The following is a 16,342-nucleotide window of genomic DNA, read 5'->3' as shown; positions in this document are numbered from 1 at the left end:
ACCGGCGCCCCAGCCTAAACCAGCACCGCAACCGGGACTGACCCCGAACCCTCGGGGCGGTAGAGCGCCAGCAGGTGCCCCCCGTGCAGCATCGCGGTGGGATTCGCGGGAACTGGCTGGCTGAGCGGCCGACCAAAACCGATGTCGCGGGCCTGCTCGTCGCTGGCCTCGACCGTGGCGAACAGCACAGGGGCGACGTCCGCCAAGGGATAGGTGGGCAGGGGAAACAACTCGCCGCGCGCCAGCTCAGGCAACGTGGCGTCCCAGCCTGCGTGCGCCAACTGAAACGGCCCGATCCTCGTACGGCGCAACGCGGTGAGATGCCCGCCGACACCCAGGCCTTCGCCCAGATCGCGGGCGAGGGCACGGATATACGTGCCCGAGGAACAATCGACGACAACATCGAGGTCCACCACCGATTGCCCCTCGGCGCTCTCCCCCGAGCGAACATCCAGCACATCGAAGCGAGACACGACGACAGGGCGCGCCGCGAGGGCGACCTCCTCGCCTCGTCGCACCATCGCGTACGCGCGCTGACCATTGACCTTGATCGCTGACACCGATGAGGGCACCTGCGACAGCGGCCCGGTCAAGGCCGCGACGCCGGCAGCCAAGCGCGACCCCAGCTCTTCCAACCGGGCGCCCCGCGCGGTCGCGACCTCCCCCTCGGCGTCGTCGGTCGTGGTGGAGACGCCCAGGCGGATGGTGGCTTCGTAGGTCTTGTCCATGCCCGTGAGGTGACCCAGCAGCCGGGTCCCCTTCTCGATGCCCAGAATCATCAGGCCCGTCGCCATCGGATCCAGCGTCCCGGCGTGACCCACCTTCGTCGTGCCCAGGGCGCGGCGGGCCCGCGACACGACCTGGTGACTGGTGATACCACCTGGCTTGTCCGCCAGGAGCACCGCGGAGGTCACCACAGGGTCAGGCCTCGTCGTCGACGTCGTCTTCGTCGGCAGGCTTGCGGTACGGATCCGCCTCGCCGGCATAGCTCGCCCCGGCACTGCGGGCTGCCACGTCGGCGTCCGAGGCGCGCGCGGCCTTGAGCAACGCGTCCATCTCCGCCGCCGTCTCGGGCACGGCGTCCAAGATGAACTCGATCGTGGGAGTGAACTTCATGCCCAGTTGCTTACCGACGGTGGACCGAATCAGCCCCTTCGCCGACGCGAGCGCCGCAGCCGTTGCCACACGCTCCGAATCGTCGCCCAGCACCGTGTAAAACACGGTCGCTTCACGGCCATCGCCGGTCAACCGCACGTCGGTGATCGTGACGAAACCCAGCCGGGGATCCTTGATCCGTCGCTCGAGCATGTCGGCCACGATGACCTTGATCTGCTCAGCGACCTTGATGTAGCGGGGGTTACCCATCGCTTCCTCTTTCGGTTCGGTGGTGTGGGACGCGGCTGGCCCGGGTGAGCACAGGTGCTTCCCGGGCCAGCCGCTGGTGGAAGGCCGGACGTCAGTCGCGGGGCTTCTCCACCATCTCGTAGGTTTCGACGATGTCGCCGACCTTGATGTCGCTGTAGTGGTTCAGCGTCAGGCCGCACTCGAAGCCCTCGCGGACTTCGGTGACGTCGTCCTTCTCGCGCCGCAGCGACGCGATCGAGGACTCCGTGACGACGATGCCGTCGCGGATCAGGCGCGCCTTGGCGTTGCGGCGGATGTGTCCGTCGGTCACCATGCAGCCCGCGATCGTGCCGATCTTGGAGCTCTTGAAGATCTCACGGATCTCGGCCTGGCCCATCGACTTCTCTTCGAAGATGGGCTTCAGCATGCCCTTCAGCGCCGCCTCCACGTCGTCGATCGCCGCGTAGATGACCGAGTAGTAGCGGATGTCGACACCCTCGGCGTCGGCCATCTGCGTGGCCTTGCCCTGAGCACGAACGTTGTAGCCGATGATGACGGCGTCGGACGCCGCAGCCAGCGACACGTTGGTTTCGGTGATGGCACCCACACCCCGGTCGATGACGCGCAGCGACACCTCGTCGCCCACCTCGATCTTGGCCAGCGAGTCCTCCAGCGCCTCGACCGAACCGGCCGAATCGCCCTTGAGGATAAGCTTGAGCTCTTGGGTCTCGCCCTTCTCCAACTGCTCGAACAGCTGATCCAGCGTCTTGCGACGCGTCGTGCGGGCCAGCAGTGCGGCGCGCTGACGTGCCTCCCGCTTGTCCGCGATCTGGCGGGCCATCCGGTCGTCGTCCACGACCAGGAACGAATCACCAGCACCGGGCACGGACGTCAGACCGAGCACCTGAACAGGCATCGACGGCGGAGCCTCATCAACCGTCTCGCCCAGATCGTTGATCATGGCGCGAACACGGCCGTGAGCCGAACCCGCGACGATCGAATCGCCGGTGTGGAGCGTTCCGCGCTGCACCAAAACGGTCGCGACGGGGCCGCGGCCCTTGTCGAGGTGCGCCTCGATGGCCACGCCCTGGGCAGGCATGTCGGGGTTGGCACGCAGATCCAAGGACGCATCCGCGGTGAGGACGATCGCCTCCTGGAGCTTGTCCAGGCCCTCGCGGGTCACGGCGGACACGTCGACGAACATGGTGTCGCCGCCGTACTCCTCGGGGATCAACCCGTACTCGGACAGTTCGCCACGGACGCGAACCGGGTCGGCCGCCTCCTTGTCGATCTTGTTGACCGCGACCACGATCGGGACGTCCGCCGCCTGGGCGTGGTTGAGCGCCTCGATCGTCTGCGGCATCACGCCGTCATCGGCTGCCACCACGAGCACCGCGATGTCGGTCGACTTCGCACCCCGTGCACGCATGGCCGTGAAGGCCTCGTGACCCGGGGTATCGATGAAGGTGATCTTCCGTTCGACGTCGTCCACTTCGGTTTGCACCTGGTAGGCGCCGATGGCCTGGGTGATGCCACCGGCCTCTTGGGCGACCACGTTGGAGTGACGCAGGGCGTCCAGCAGCTTCGTCTTGCCGTGGTCGACGTGACCCATGACGGTGACGACCGGCGGACGGGGAGCCAGATCGTCCTCACCGCCAGCGTTCTCGCCGAACTCCAGGTCGAAGGACTCCAGCAGTTCGCGGTCCTCGTCTTCGGGGCTGACCATCTCGATCTCGTAGTTCAACTCCGAGCCGAGCACCTGCAGCGTGTCATCGGCCACCGACTGGGTGGCGTTGACCATCTCACCGAGGTGGAACAGCACCTGCACCAGCGATGCCGGCTCGACGCCAATCTTCTCAGCGAGATCCGTCAGGGATGCACCGCGACGCAGGCGGACCTTTTGGCCTTCACCGGAGCGGATCCGGACGCCGCCGATCGTCGGGGCCTCCATCTGGTCGAACTCGGCGCGACGCGCCTTGCGGCTCTTGCGTCCACGACGGGCTTGCCCACCACGACCGAAGGCACCCTGGGTGCCGCCACGACCACCGCGACCGCGACCGCCGCCGCCGACGGGACCCGTGGAGGGGCCGCCGCCGAAACCGGGACGGTTACCGCCGCCGCCACCGCCACCGGGGCGACCGCGACCGGGGCCGCCTGCACCGCCACGTGCGGGGCGCTGCCCTGCGGGGCTGAGCTGACCCGAGGCGTGCTTGGGCATCATCGCCGGGTTGGGACGCGGCATGCCGCCTGTCCCGCCGGGACGCGGCATCCGCGGCGCGCCGCCTTCGCCGCCGGGACGACCCGGCGCACCCGGACGAGGTGCACCACCCTGGGGCGCTTCCGGACGTGCTCGCCGCACACCCATGCCCTGGCTTGAGGCGAAGGGGTTGTTACCCGGACGCGGGGCACCGCTGGGACGCGGCGAGCGCGACTGTCCGGCTCCACCGGGAGCAGCCGGACGCGGACCCGGACGTGCGGCGGGGCCGGGGCGGGCCCCCGGAACCGGCGCGGACGGGCGCGGCGCTCCCCCGGAGGGACGCTGCTGGGCTGCCGGGCGCTGCTGAGCGGCCGGCCGAGGGGCAGGACGCGGACCTGGCGTCGGCGCCGCAGGGCGCGGACCGGGAGCGGCCGCCTGGCTCGGCTTTCCTGCCGATGCCGAGGGTGAGGCCGCGGCGGGCGCGGAGGGAGCCGGCGCAGCCGGAACCACCGGTGCCGACGGGACCACCGGTGCCGAGGGGGTTGCTGCCGGGGAGGATGCGGCCGTTGCGCTCGCCGACGGCGTAGGAGCCGAGGGACGTGGAGCCGGACGCGCATGAGCCGCGGCCTTGGGGGCCGACGGCGTTGGGGTGGGCTTGCTCCCTGTGGAGCCGCCCTTGAGCTTTTCGGTGAGTCGCCGCACGACGGGCGGCTCAATCGTTGACGATGCGGACCGGACGAACTCGCCCATGTCCTTGAGGACCGTCAGAACCTCTTTGCTTTCGAGTCCGAACTCTTTTGCGAGTTCGTAGACGCGGACCTTGGCCACTACTCTCCTTCAGGCCCGCGAAAGCGCAGGCCGGTTAGACGTTGTTGCTCATTGTTGGGTACTCATCGAGTGGTCATGAGCGTTAGCCCACCTTCTGGGTTGTGTTCGCGCACAGCGCGCGAAGCGCTGTACCAGTCTACTGCGTCGGGCCCGGTTTTTCCCAAGCCGAACCGGCCGCGTCCACCTCTGCCAGGGCCTCAGCGAGCCCGAGAAGGGCGCCGGGAGCGACCTTGAGTGCCCGCGGAACGGCGCGCCGACGCGCGGCCAACTCGCCGCATCCGGGGTGAAGCCAGGCACCTCGGCCGGGGGCTGTCCGGCTCACCACGACCCCCGTGCGGCCTTGAACCAGCCGTACCAGCACGGACTGCTCGTCGGCGACACGGCACCCTACACACGTCCTGATCGGCACGATCCCACCTTACGACTCTCGCAGTGTTCTCCCTGACGGGGCTCCCGGCCGCAGCGTGCCCCCGCCTGCGGAGAGACCCCGACGATCCTTGCGGCGCGGGGTCTCCTTAGCGGGGCCTTGCATGGCTGGGGACCTTCGCTAACGGGGTGCCGAGGCACCGTGGAGGGGTTACTCCGCGGTATCGGGGCGAATGTCGATGCGCCAGCCCGTCAGCCTCGCAGCCAGACGGGCGTTCTGCCCCTCACGGCCGATGGCGAGGCTGAGTTGGTAGTCCGGAACGATGACACGTGCCGCCTTGGCGAACTGATCGGTCACGGTGACCGAGCTCACCTTGGCGGGGCTCAGCGCCTCCGCCACGAACGTGGCACCGTCCTCGGACCAGTCAATGATGTCGATCTTCTCCCCGCCCAACTCGTTCATGACCGCCCGGACCCGCTGGCCCATAGGGCCGATGCAGGCGCCCTTGGCCGACACGTGGGGATCGTGGCTGGTCACCGCGATCTTGCTGCGGTAGCCCGCCTCCCGCGCCAGTGCCTTGATCTCCACCACGCCGGACTCGATCTCGGGCACTTCCATCTTGAACAGCCGCTGGACCAGGTTCGGGTGTGTCCGGGAGACGACAACCTGGGGGCCCTTCGGCTCCCGGCGAACGGCCACGACGTAGACCCGGATGCGGTCGCCATGACGGTAGGTTTCGGTGGGGACCTGCTCGGCTGGCGGCATGATGGCCTCCAAGGCTCCCAGGTCGACGCGCACCGTCCGGCTGTCCCGGTCGGCCTGGATGACGCCGGTGAGGATGTCGCCCTCCTTGGCGGCAAACTGACCGAACTTTTGCTCGTCCTCAGCCTCGCGCAGCCGCTGGAAGATCACCTGACGTGCGGTAGCCGCAGCCACGCGACCAAATCCGTCGGGGGTGTCCTCGTACCAGCCGACGACCTCGCCCTCATCGTCCACCTCCGGCGCCATGACGGCGAAGGTGCCCGACTTCGTATCGAGTTCGACGCGGGCACCCTTCACCGGGTGTGCGGACTTCTCGTAGGCGTTGCGGATGGCCTCCTCCATCGCCTTGACGAGAACGTCCATGGGGATGTCCTTGTCACGCTCCAAACTGCGCAGGGCAGCCATGTCGATGTCCACGAGTCACTCCTCTTCGTCAGCGTCGTCGTCCCCGGGAACATCCTTACGGAGTTCAGCCGTGACGACGGCATGGGTGATGTCGGCCAGGGCCACGCTGCGCACGGTCCCGTCCACGTCCAGTGCGACGGCCTCGTCATCGGCGCCAAGGATCCGGCCCGACAGTGAACCGTCGGCCACGGTGAGCGTCACGAGGCGTCCTGTGTTGCGCCGGAAGTGCTTCGCCTCAGTGAGGGGACGGCTGACCCCGCGTGAGCTGACCTCCAGCGTGTAGGGGGCGTTGCCGACCGCCGGTGAATCGTCCAGCGCCACGGAGATGGCGCGCGTCGCCTCGGCGATCTCATCCAGGCTGGGGCCTTGCCCCTGGGGGCCATCGCCATCAAGGTAGAAGCGCAGGACGCTGCGCTTGCCCGCGCGCACGATCTCCATGCGGTCGAGTTCCAAACCGGCGGTGGCCAGGATCGGCTCCACCAAGGACGCAAGGGCGTGTTCGTTCATGGAGCCTCCTGTTGTGACGAGCAATTGTGATCCGCAGTCTACCCGAGCAGGGATCGGCTAGCCTTCGCGTGTGGTGAGCAGGCGAGTAGTGCTGGGCGGAGTCCTCGCAGCGGCCTTGAGCGGCTGCTCCCTCCTCCCTCCCACAACACCGTCCCCCGCTTCGTCGCCCACCGGGGTGCTCCTGCCAGGTCAGGTGGCCGCCATCGCGCTTCGTGCAGCGCTCGATGCGGCCGCAGCAACATCGCTGGACGCGGCCCACGCCTCCGTTCTCGCCTGGGCGCTGTCGGTGTCTGATGATCACCTGATGGCCGTGTCGCTCCCACCCGCGACCGCACGTCCGACCGCCTCACCATCGGCGACCACCAGTTCCCCGTCGCCATGGGAGGCGTTGCGCACCGCCGCGTCCGCGTTCGGCGTCCAGGCGCGCAGTGCCACCACCGCGCACCCCCTGGTGTGGGCGTCTATGTCAGCCTGGGCCGGGACACTGGCCGAGCACTGGGCCGACGCCTCTTTCTCCCTAGAACCGGCGCGCGCCCTTGTCGCACCCGCCCCACAGAGCCCTCAGGAGGCGGTGCAAGCGGCACTCGATGCGGCCAGCGAGGCCGTGTTTGGGCTCGACACCGCCGCAGGTGCGTCAGGGCTTACGCCTGAGGAGACCGCAGCGCTGCGTTCCCAGCGTGCCGCCTGGCTCACCCTGCGCGATTCCCTCAGCGAGGACGCCGCGAGCGCTTCACCACGGCCCACCGCCGGATCACCCTGGTATGGCGTCGAGCGGGTTGCCGACCCGGCGGACGCGCGTGCGCTCGTGGCACGTCTGGAGGGCGCGGCGCTCCCGGTCCTGGGGCGTGCGCTGGCCCACGGCCCGGCATCGGCGCAGCAGTTCTTGGCCTCCCAGATCGAGGCCTCGACGCGAGCGGTGGTGCGCTGGGGCGGGCTGATGCAGCGCTGGCCCGGCCTGCCCCTGTCCTAAGGTCGGAATCTCACAGCAGCCCCTGCAGGGTGTCCCACGCAACCTTGGCACCCAACACGCACACCACGACGAGGAACACCCGACGCACGAAACCGTTGCCGTGTTTGAGCGCAGTGCGTGCCCCCAGCAGTCCCCCGCACAGGTTCGCGGCCCCCATCGTCAACCCGAGCCCCCACAGGACATGCCCGGAGAACCCGAGCACGAGGAGTGCGGCCACGTTGGTGGTGAGGTTGGCCAGTTTGGTCATGGCGGTAGCAGGCAGAAACTCCATCCGCATCCCCGCCACGAGCAGGATGAGGAAAAAGGTGCCCGTCCCGGGCCCCATGAAGCCATCCCACAGCCCCACGAGCACACCGATCCCCAGCAAGCGGACCACCGCGGCCCAGCCGACCGGGCCGCTGCGCGCCACCAAGCCCAACTCGGGGCGCCGCCACACGTACCAGCCGACGCCGACGATGGCCGCCAGCACCAGCGGATTGAAGGCGCGACGATCCAGCAACTGCACAAGGTTCGCCCCCAGCACCGACCCGGACGCCGCCCCCGCAATCAACGGAAGCACGTGCAGCAGGTTCACGGGGACGCGCCGCAGATAGGTGAGCGCAGCCGCCGCCGTCCCTAAGGAACTCGGCAGCTTGTTCGTTCCCGAGATCGTCGGGACAGGCGTGTCCGCCGGTAGCCCGATGAGGAGGGAGGGCAACTGGATCAGCCCCCCGCCGCCCACGACCGAATCCACCCACCCGGCAACGAACGATGCCGACACCAGCAGCGCCAGCGTCAGCAGCGGCAACTCCAGGCCCGTCACCGGTTCAGGATGGCCACGACCCGTTCGGCCGCCTCGCTGGCAGGAACCTCGGTCCTCTCACCCGTGGCGCGATCGCGAATCTCCACGACTCCCTCGGCCAAACCGCGCCCCACCACGACCGCCGTCGGTACGCCCAGCACCTCGGCATCGGCGAACTTCACTCCGGGGGAAGCCTTGCGGTCATCGAGCAGCACCTCGAAGCCTGCCTCGGAGACCGCCTCAGCGAGCGTGGCAGCGAACTCCAGCGGGGCCGCGTCCTTACCTGTGGCGACGATGTGGACGTCGAAGGGGGCGACGTTGCGGGGCCAGACCAGCCCCTTCTCGTCGCTGGTCTCTTCCGCGATGGCGGCCACGGCCCGGGAGACGCCCACGCCGTAGGAGCCCATCGTGACGGTCACGAGCTTGCCGTTGGGGTCCAGAACCTTCAGGCCCAACGCCTCGGCATACTTGCGGCCGAGTTGGAAAATGTGGCCCAACTCGATGCCCCGTGCCAGCGTCAAAGGACCCGAACCATCGGGGGCCGGATCACCTTCACGCAGTTCGGCGACGTCGAGGACGCCATCGGAGGTGAAATCGCGGCCCATCACCAGGTCGTACACGTGGTGACCGGGCTCATTCGCCCCGGTGATCCACCGGGTCCCCTCGGACACTGCCGGATCGGTCAGGTAGCGCACCCCTGCGCCGTCCTCCCCCAGGCCCAGCGCGGCGGGGCCGATGTAGCCCTTCACCAGCGCCGGGAAGGCGAGGAAGTCATCCTCGGTGAAGGCGTCCAGTTCCGCGGGCTCGATGGCCGCCTCGAGGCGCTTGGTGTCCACCTCACGGTCGCCGGGCAAACCGATGGCGAGCGGCTCCCGCGTCCCATCGGGCTGCACCAGCATGAACAACACGTTCTTCAGGGTGTCGCCCGCCTCCCAGGCCCGGTCCTCGCGGGGAAAACGCGCATTCGACAAGGCGACGAGTGCCTCGATGGTGGGGCTATCGGGGGTGTCCTCGACGTGCGGCGCCGGGACGCCGGATGCGTCTCGGGCGGGCGCCAGCGGCCGGACGACGGCCTCGACGTTGGCCGCATACCCGCCCGGGCTCCGGACGAACGTGTCCTCACCGTTCGCGGCGATCCCGAGGAACTCCTCCGAGGCCGAACCACCCATGGCGCCGGAGGTGGCCTTGACGATCACGTAGTCCAAGCCCAAGCGGTCAAAGATCTTGATGTAAGCGGCACGGTGGGCGTCATAGGAGGCCTGCAGCCCCGCATCGTCGATGTCGAAGGAGTAGGAGTCCTTCATGACGAACTCGCGGCCCCGCAGCAGGCCCGCTCGCGGACGTGCCTCGTCCCGGTACTTGGTCTGGATCTGGTAGATCGACAGCGGCAGATCCTTGTAGGAGGAGTAGAGATCCTTCACCATCAAGGTGAACATCTCCTCATGTGTGGGCCCCAACAGGTAGTCGGCGCCCTTGCGATCCTGGAGGCGGAACAAGTTGGGCCCGTATTCGGTCCACCGGTGGGTGATCTCGTAGGGTTCCCGCGGCAGCAGCGCGGGCAGGTGCACCTCTTGGGCGCCGATCGCGTTCATCTCCTCGCGGACGATCGCCTCGACCTTGTGCAGCACCCGCAGCCCCAAGGGGAGCCAGCTATAGATGCCGGGGGCCACCCGACGGATGTAGCCGGCACGGACCAACCAGCGGTGGCTCGGCAACTCGGCGTCGGCGGGGTCCTCGCGCAGCGTACGGACGAACAGCTTGGTCATGCGGGTGATCACGACTCATCACCCTACCGCTCAGCGCCCACCGATCTTCGCGCGCCGAGCGCCTCGCACCCCCGGGGTGCCTCAGTAGAGGACCGACGCCAGTTCGTCCACGACGACGTAGCCGCAGCGCAGATAGCAGGCGACCGCGGCGGCGTTGAAGTCGTTGACGTACAGCGACGCGACCCGTCCCTGCTCAAGGATGGCGTTGGTGACCGCGGCCATGGCGGGCACCGACAGGCCACGCCCGCGCAGCCGGGGCGCCACCCAGACACCCTGAATCTGCGCCACATGGTCGGTGACCGCACCGAGGTCGGCTTTGAACACGACCTCGCCATCCTCCCGCCGAGCGAACGCCCGGCCCGTATCGATCAGGGAACGGACATACCGCCGGTACCCCACCGCGTTGGTAGCCAGCGGATCCTCATCGAGTTCCTCCCGGTACATCGCCACCGCCCCGGTCAGGTAGCTCTCGAAATCGTCAAACACGGCGCGGGTCACCAGCGGGTCGACGCTCACCGGGCTGGGCTCGGTGCGCACCATCAGGAACTGCCGTTCGCGGACGATGCGAGGGTTGGCATACGCGCGGCCCCACAACCGGGTCAGGCGCCGCTGCAGCCCAAGAGCCACGTCGCGGGGGCCTACGATCGCAACGAATCGCCGCCAGGCGCCCAGGTCCTCTGAGAAAGCGTCCAGGGCTTCTTCATCGGGGTTGACCGCAACGAGGTTGGCGCCCACGTGGAGCAGACTGCGCGGCTGGTGGGCAGGGTAGCCCCACAACTCCCCCGGGCCGAGGTTCAGCAGCCCGGCATCCACCCGGGAAGCGACAAAGCAGTTGCCCACCGGGTCCTTGTCCAGGAGCGCCGAGACGAGCGCGTGGTCCGTGCTGTCGAGTACCCGCGCATGCATGCCCTCACGGTATCCATTCCTGTGAGGGGCCGACGACGTTTCGGGGCGAGGATCTTCTCCTGCTCCACCCGCGTCGCCGCCCCCGCCTCACACGACAGTGACCTGCGGGGCTTCGCCCGTGTGCTCCATGTCGGCGGCCAGCCGGTTGGCTTCCTCGATCAACGTGGCCACGATCTCCGACTCCGGAACCGTCTTGATGACCTCACCCTTGATGAAGATCTGTCCCTTGCCGTTGCCCGCAGCAACACCCAGGTCGGCCTCGCGAGCCTCCCCTGGCCCGTTGACCACGCAGCCCATCACAGCGATGCGCAACGGCGCGGTGAGCCCCTCCAGCCCGTCGGTGACGTCATTGGCCAGCCCCCAGATGTCCACCTGAGCCCGCCCGCAGCCGGGGCAGGAGACGATCTCCATCTGACGCTGTTTGAGGTTCAGCGCCTCCAGGATCTTCTGGCCGACCTTGACCTCCTCCACCGGCGGGGCGGACAGCGACACACGGATCGTGTCACCGATGCCCTCCGCGAGCAGAATGCCGAAGGCCGTGGCGCTCTTGATGGTGCCCTGGAACGCGGGGCCAGCCTCGGTCACACCCAAGTGGAGCGGGTAATCGCAGGCGGCACTGAGCTTGCGGTAAGCCTGCACCATCACGATCGGATCGTTGTGCTTAACCGAGATTTTGAAGTCGCGAAACCCGTACTCCTCGAACAGGGACGCCTCCCACAGCGCCGACTCGACGAGCGCGTCCGCGGTGGGACCACCGTGCTTGGCGAGGAGGCGCTTGTCCAGCGACCCGGCGTTCACGCCGATGCGCAACGAGACTCCCGCGTCGGTGGCGGCCTTGGCGATCTCGCCCACCTTGTCGTCGAACTGCTTGATGTTGCCCGGGTTGACCCGAACCGCAGCACAGCCAGCGTCGATGGCAGCGAACACATACTTGGGTTGGAAGTGGATGTCCGCGATGACGGGGATCTGGCTCTTCTTCGCGATGATGTGCAGCACATCCGCGTCGTCTTGGCTGGGGACGGCCACCCGCACGATGTCGCACCCAGCAGCGGTCAACTGCGCAATCTGCTGCAACGTGCCGTTGATGTCGGTGGTCTTCGTGGTGGTCATCGACTGCACCGAAATCGGGGCACCCCCACCCACGGGCACCCGACCGACGTTGATGCGGCGCGTCGGTGCGCGGGGTGCCAGCACAGGGGCGGGCGCAGCGGGCATACCGAGGTTGATGGCGGGCATGACTCTCCTTAGAAGATCTTCACCGGACTGACGATGTCGGCCACGATCAACACGACGCCGCACAACAGGAGGAATCCTCCCACCGCGTACGCGATCGGCACCATCTTGGCGGTGTCGACCGGGCCCGGATCGGGCCGCTTGGTGAGCGTAGCGAAGGCTCGTCGCAGGCCCTCCCACAGGGCCCCGACGATGTGCCCGCCGTCCAGCGGCGGCAGGGGCACGAGATTGAACAGTGCCAAGAACAAGTTCACCGACGCGAGGATGGTGGCGAACATGGCGACCCGATCTGAGACGGGCGTGTCGGCGAGGGTGGCGGCCTGACCGGCCGTGACGCTCGCCCCCACAATGCTGACCGGGTCCTCGGCGCTGCGCGGCTTCCCCATCGCCACATCGGTGGCAACCGACCACACCTTGACGGGGAACTGGGCGAGAGCGCTGAGCGATTGCGTGGTCATGGTGCCCATGTCACGCACCACCTCGACGGGGCCGCCGCGCACGAGTTCCCGCCCGCGCACGAAACCCAGGTAACCCACGGAGATCGTCTTGGACGCATCGGTGGGGTCCGTCGCCGCCACGGTGATGCTGTGGACGGTCGGCAGCGTGACGCTCGCTCCGTCACGCTCGATGACCAACGTCATCTCTTGGTCGCCGTTGGCTTGAATCAGGGACGTGAGTTGCGCCGACGAGGTGACTGCCACGCCGTTGAACGCGGTGATGCGATCCCCGCGACGCAGGCCCGCCTCCGCGGCGGGGGTGGCCGGGTCGCCCGCCCGGCACGTGGTATCAGCGCGCGGCGTGGTGAGGTAGCACTGCTGCACCCCAGCCACGATCGGGGCGTCTTGGTAGGTGCCGTGCAAGCCGTAGACGCCCAGCAGGATCGCGAAGGCCAAGAACAGGTTCATGACGATCCCACCGGCCATGATGATGAGCTTCCTGCCCACCGGCTGCTGGTAGAACAGTCGACCATCGTCGGCGGGGGTGATGTTCTCCCACTCGTAGCTCCGCGCGTCGTCGGCGAACCGCTGGAGCCAGGTCTGCTTGGCTGCGGGGTTGCGCGGCGGGTACATGCCAAGAAGCTGCACGAACCCTCCGAGCGGGAACAGTTTGACGCCGTACTCGGTGTCGCCCCACCGCCGCGACCACAGCGTCTTGCCGAACCCAACGAAGTATTGCGGCACCCGGACGCCGAACAGCTTGGCCGGCACCATGTGTCCGACTTCGTGCAGCGCCACCGAAGCCATCAGCAAGACGAAGAACAGCAGCCCGAAAGCCACCGTCGCGAACATGTCCATCAGGAGGCTGCCCCCGAAACACGCTCCAGGGCACGGGCGCGTGCCCACGCGTCGCCGGCCAAGACGGCGTCGACGGTGAGGTCCGCGTCGGCGACGTGGCCGTCGCCCAGATGCTCCATCACCACGGCCTCCACGGTATCCACGATGTCCAAGAAACCGATCTGACCAGCGCAAAAGGCGTCCACGCAGATCTCGTTCGCGGCGTTGTAGACCGCCGGGGCCGTTCCTGCCGCCTTGCCTGCGGTGCGTGCGAGCTTCACGGCGGGGAAAGCCACGTCATCCAGCGGCTCGAACGACCAGGTGTGCGGGACGCTCCAGTCATACGCACGTGCAGCGCCGGGCACCCGATCGGGCCAGGTGAGGCCCAAGGCAATGGGGAGCTTCATGTCGGGCGGGCTCGCTTGGGCGATGGTGGCCCCGTCGACGAACTCGACCATCGAGTGAACGTCGCTGGTGGGGTGAACCACGACGGTGACGTCATCGAGATCGACGCCGTAGAGCAAGGCCGCCTCGATGAGTTCCAGGCCCTTGTTGATGAGAGTCGCCGAATTGATGGTGATGACGCGGCCCATGTTCCAGGTCGGGTGCGCCAAAGCCTGCTGCGGTGTCACGTCGGCTAGTTCGGCACGGGAGCGACCCCGGAACGGCCCGCCCGAGGCGGTAAGGATCAGCCGGCGCACTTCCTCGCCTCGCCCCGCCCGCAGTGCCTGCGCGAAAGCGGAGTGCTCCGAGTCGACGGCCACCAATTGCCCCGGCGCGGCAGCATCGGTCACGAGGCGTCCGCCGATGACCAGGCTCTCCTTGTTCGCCAGGGCCAACGTGGTGCCCGCCTCCAACGTCGCCAGCGTCGCCACCAGCCCAGCCGCCCCCGTGATCGCATTCAAGACGACGTCGGCGGGCATCCGGGCCGCGCGCTCGTTGCCGCCTGCACCCACAATCTCGACGGCCACATCGGGCACCAGCGCGCGCAAGGCGTCAGCAACGGCGTCCGTGGGAACGGCGACCAGGCGCGGGGTGAACGTCCGTACCTGCTCGGCCAGCAGTGCGAGTTGGCTTCCCCCTGCGGTGAGGGCCACCACGGTGAACTCGTCACGCCGTGCGCCGATCACCTCCAGGGCCTGCGTGCCGATAGAGCCGGTACTGCCGAGGATCACCACATGACGCACCCCGCTAGTCTCTCACCATGCGCCGCGAGATCGAGACTCTGGAGGAGTTCGACGCACAAATCCGGGCCGAGCAATCCTTGGCGGGCTGCCTGGCGCAGTCCCTTGACTTGCGTGGCCGCGCCGACGTGCTGGCCAGGGTTCCCGTCCACAACGCCTTCTTCCTCGGCTGCCGCCTCAAGCACCGCTCAGCACTTGACCTGGCCGCTCGCGGCGCCGCCGTCTTTCCGCGCCTGCCCCAGGTTCCCTTCGACGCCTACCGTCCGGCGCTTTACACCGCCGCCGAGCTGTACCAGGAGCTTCAGGACGGCTACAACGCCACGCCGGACGCGCGCATTTACAACTGGGCATTGCGGGAACGTTCCTCCCTGCTGGACGCCACCTTGGCGCAAGCCCTCCACGACCACTTCGTCAGTGACGCCCTCCTCGATCTCGTTCCCACTCCCGGCATGGGGGTCGGGATCATGGGCGGCCACAACGTCGCGCGGGGCTCGGCGGACTACACGCGTGCGGCGCACCTGGGGCGCGGGCTGGCCGAGGCCGGGCTGCTCGTGCTCACCGGTGGTGGCCCCGGCGCCATGGAGGCGGCCAACCTGGGCGCGTCCTTGCGGGGATCCGACGCCGACCTCGCGCAGGCCTGCCACCTGCTGGCGGACGTGCCGACCTACTCCCCCGACCCCAGCCCGTGGGCCTCGCGTGGGTTGTCCGTTAAGGAGCGCTTCGACTGCACTCGGCTCAATGTCGGCGTCCCGACCTGGTTCTACGGCCATGAGCCGCCCAACGTGTTTGGGACCGTCATCGCCAAGTACTTCGACAACGCGATCCGTGAGGACATCTTGTTGCGGCTGTGCGGGGCTGGCCTGGTGTACGTACCCGGGCGTGCGGGCACGACGCAGGAGATCTTCCAGGCGCTCACCCGGAACTACTATGCGCTCGAAGGCCACCAGATTCGCCCCATGGTCCTGCTGGGTGTCGACTACTGGACGACCGAGGTTCCCGCCTGGCCCCTGCTGCAAGCCCTGGCCGCCGGACGACTGATGGAATCCTCCATCCATCTGGTCGACAGCCTCGATGAGGTCTTTGCCGTCCTCACCTAACCGGCATGCCGTCGCCTCGTGAAGGGGGCCTGCGCGAGCCAGAACACTCCTGCCGCGATGCCCGCGAGGATCGGGAGGTATTTCGGCCACGGGGGCAGCTTGTCGAGCACGCTCGCCGTGTCCGGCTTGCGATTGACGAAGAGGTAGTTGCTCCCCAGGCGCGCGTTGATCACACCGACCACACCGGCGTGCGCGAGTAGCGCAAAGAACGCACGCCGCGCCCCGGCGGCATCGGGTCGGTATCCTTCCACGCACACGCGCCACAGCGGCACGGTCAAGACCAGCCCATGGCTGACAAAGAACTGGAAAAACCGGTAGTGAGGGGCCGCATACTCCCCCACATCGGGAGTCAGCAGGGCCTGAGGAGCCCCCGCCAGTCCCCAGAACCAGACCACCTCATCGCCCAAACGTGTCGGGTGGATTAGCGTCGCGGCACCACCCCACACCAGGACCGAGCACAGGTGCAACGGCAACATCTCGCGGACGTTCCACGTCCCGCACGCCCATCGCCAGGCGTGAAAGCTCACCTCCTGGCCCACCAACGCACCCGCCAGAACACGCCGAACTCTCCGCCTTCCGCGCGGGCCCAGCCGGCGCCCCACCGTCATCAACGTGGCCAGACCCGCAGAGGTCACCGCGACAGCGCTCAGGTGCTGGCGCCCAAATAGAACGAATCCGGGGCCCGACGCCCGGGCCGCGAAAGCGTCCGCGAGCCTCACAC

General features: G+C 68.2%; 15 protein-coding genes. 2 read left to right on the top strand and 13 right to left on the bottom strand.

All coding sequences use genetic code 11. From position 1 onward, the window contains the following. Positions 1 to 14: 14 nt before the first annotated feature. The 6 genes from truB to rimP all read right to left on the bottom strand — a co-directional run bounded on the left by truB (position 15) and on the right by rimP (position 6,410). Positions 15 to 917 (bottom strand): tRNA pseudouridine(55) synthase TruB, encoded by a 903-nt coding sequence (gene truB / locus C1706_RS08790; protein WP_241653501.1) that lies wholly within the window; start codon positions 915 to 917, stop codon positions 15 to 17. A 4-nt stretch (positions 918 to 921) separates the two neighbouring features. Continuing rightward, positions 922 to 1,365: a 30S ribosome-binding factor RbfA gene (gene rbfA, locus C1706_RS08785; RefSeq protein WP_129458867.1), complete on the bottom strand. Its 444-nt coding sequence runs from the start codon at positions 1,363 to 1,365 to the stop codon at positions 922 to 924. Between the two features lie 91 nt (positions 1,366 to 1,456). After that, on the bottom strand, positions 1,457 to 4,369 hold the full coding sequence (gene infB / locus C1706_RS08780; RefSeq protein ID WP_129458866.1) for a translation initiation factor IF-2: 2,913 nt from the start codon (positions 4,367 to 4,369) through the stop codon (positions 1,457 to 1,459). A 136-nt stretch (positions 4,370 to 4,505) separates the two neighbouring features. After that, positions 4,506 to 4,778 carry a YlxR family protein gene (locus C1706_RS08775; RefSeq protein ID WP_241653500.1) on the bottom strand — a complete coding sequence of 91 codons (273 nt, stop codon included), beginning with the start codon at positions 4,776 to 4,778 and terminating at the stop codon, positions 4,506 to 4,508. A 168-nt stretch (positions 4,779 to 4,946) separates the two neighbouring features. Next, a complete protein-coding gene (gene nusA / locus C1706_RS08770) occupies positions 4,947 to 5,915 on the bottom strand; it encodes a transcription termination factor NusA (protein WP_129458864.1) in 969 nt (322 codons plus the stop codon). A 3-nt stretch (positions 5,916 to 5,918) separates the two neighbouring features. Continuing rightward, positions 5,919 to 6,410, bottom strand: coding sequence for a ribosome maturation factor RimP (gene rimP / locus C1706_RS08765; protein WP_129458863.1), 492 nt, complete (start codon positions 6,408 to 6,410; stop codon positions 5,919 to 5,921). Between the two features lie 73 nt (positions 6,411 to 6,483). Between rimP and C1706_RS08760 the strand changes: the two genes are divergently transcribed. Then, complete coding sequence (locus C1706_RS08760; RefSeq protein WP_164987495.1) at positions 6,484 to 7,380, top strand: DUF4439 domain-containing protein; 897 nt, start codon at positions 6,484 to 6,486, stop codon at positions 7,378 to 7,380. Between the two features lie 10 nt (positions 7,381 to 7,390). Here C1706_RS08760 and C1706_RS08755 read toward each other — a convergent pair whose 3' ends face one another. From C1706_RS08755 to dxr, 6 genes are all read right to left on the bottom strand, one after another. Then, complete coding sequence (locus C1706_RS08755; protein ID WP_129458861.1) at positions 7,391 to 8,182, bottom strand: sulfite exporter TauE/SafE family protein; 792 nt, start codon at positions 8,180 to 8,182, stop codon at positions 7,391 to 7,393. Then, positions 8,179 to 9,939 (bottom strand): proline--tRNA ligase, encoded by a 1,761-nt coding sequence (locus C1706_RS08750; RefSeq protein WP_129458860.1) that lies wholly within the window; start codon positions 9,937 to 9,939, stop codon positions 8,179 to 8,181. Before C1706_RS08750 ends, C1706_RS08755 begins: the two co-directional genes overlap by 4 nt. Before the next feature lie 69 nt (positions 9,940 to 10,008). Continuing rightward, positions 10,009 to 10,833 (bottom strand): GNAT family N-acetyltransferase, encoded by an 825-nt coding sequence (locus tag C1706_RS08745; protein WP_129458859.1) that lies wholly within the window; start codon positions 10,831 to 10,833, stop codon positions 10,009 to 10,011. A gap of 87 nt (positions 10,834 to 10,920) precedes the next feature. Beyond that, entirely contained in the window at positions 10,921 to 12,069 is a 1,149-nt protein-coding gene (ispG, locus tag C1706_RS08740; protein WP_129458858.1) for a flavodoxin-dependent (E)-4-hydroxy-3-methylbut-2-enyl-diphosphate synthase, read from the bottom strand. Between the two features lie 8 nt (positions 12,070 to 12,077). Further along, positions 12,078 to 13,361, bottom strand: a complete 1,284-nt coding sequence (locus C1706_RS08735; RefSeq protein ID WP_129458857.1) for a M50 family metallopeptidase — start codon at positions 13,359 to 13,361, stop codon at positions 12,078 to 12,080. Then, a complete protein-coding gene (dxr, locus tag C1706_RS08730; protein ID WP_129458856.1) occupies positions 13,361 to 14,527 on the bottom strand; it encodes a 1-deoxy-D-xylulose-5-phosphate reductoisomerase in 1,167 nt (388 codons plus the stop codon). Before dxr ends, C1706_RS08735 begins: the two co-directional genes overlap by 1 nt. 17 nt (positions 14,528 to 14,544) lie before the next feature. Between dxr and C1706_RS08725 the strand changes: the two genes are divergently transcribed. Further along, positions 14,545 to 15,621 (top strand): LOG family protein, encoded by a 1,077-nt coding sequence (locus C1706_RS08725; RefSeq protein ID WP_129458855.1) that lies wholly within the window; start codon positions 14,545 to 14,547, stop codon positions 15,619 to 15,621. Here C1706_RS08725 and C1706_RS08720 read toward each other — a convergent pair. After that, complete coding sequence (locus C1706_RS08720; RefSeq protein ID WP_164987494.1) at positions 15,618 to 16,340, bottom strand: YwaF family protein; 723 nt, start codon at positions 16,338 to 16,340, stop codon at positions 15,618 to 15,620. The genes C1706_RS08725 and C1706_RS08720 overlap by 4 nt on opposite strands. Between the last annotated feature and the right edge of the window lie 2 nt (positions 16,341 to 16,342).

The sequence above is a fragment of the Propioniciclava flava genome, assembly GCF_004126535.1.
GTDB classification, from domain to species: domain Bacteria; phylum Actinomycetota; class Actinomycetes; order Propionibacteriales; family Propionibacteriaceae; genus Propioniciclava; species Propioniciclava flava.
This window is presented reverse-complemented; position numbering and strand designations above follow the sequence as displayed.

Coding starts and splice junctions, on each gene's coding strand:
- rimP (WP_129458863.1), bottom strand. CDS start 6,410: ATGAACGAACACGCCCTTGCGTCCTTGGTGGAGCCGATCCTGGCCACC.
- C1706_RS08745 (WP_129458859.1), bottom strand. CDS start 10,833: ATGCATGCGCGGGTACTCGACAGCACGGACCACGCGCTCGTCTCGGCG.
- rbfA (WP_129458867.1), bottom strand. CDS start 1,365: ATGGGTAACCCCCGCTACATCAAGGTCGCTGAGCAGATCAAGGTCATC.
- ispG (WP_129458858.1), bottom strand. CDS start 12,069: ATGCCCGCCATCAACCTCGGTATGCCCGCTGCGCCCGCCCCTGTGCTG.
- C1706_RS08725 (WP_129458855.1), top strand. CDS start 14,545: ATGCGCCGCGAGATCGAGACTCTGGAGGAGTTCGACGCACAAATCCGG.
- C1706_RS08735 (WP_129458857.1), bottom strand. CDS start 13,361: ATGGACATGTTCGCGACGGTGGCTTTCGGGCTGCTGTTCTTCGTCTTG.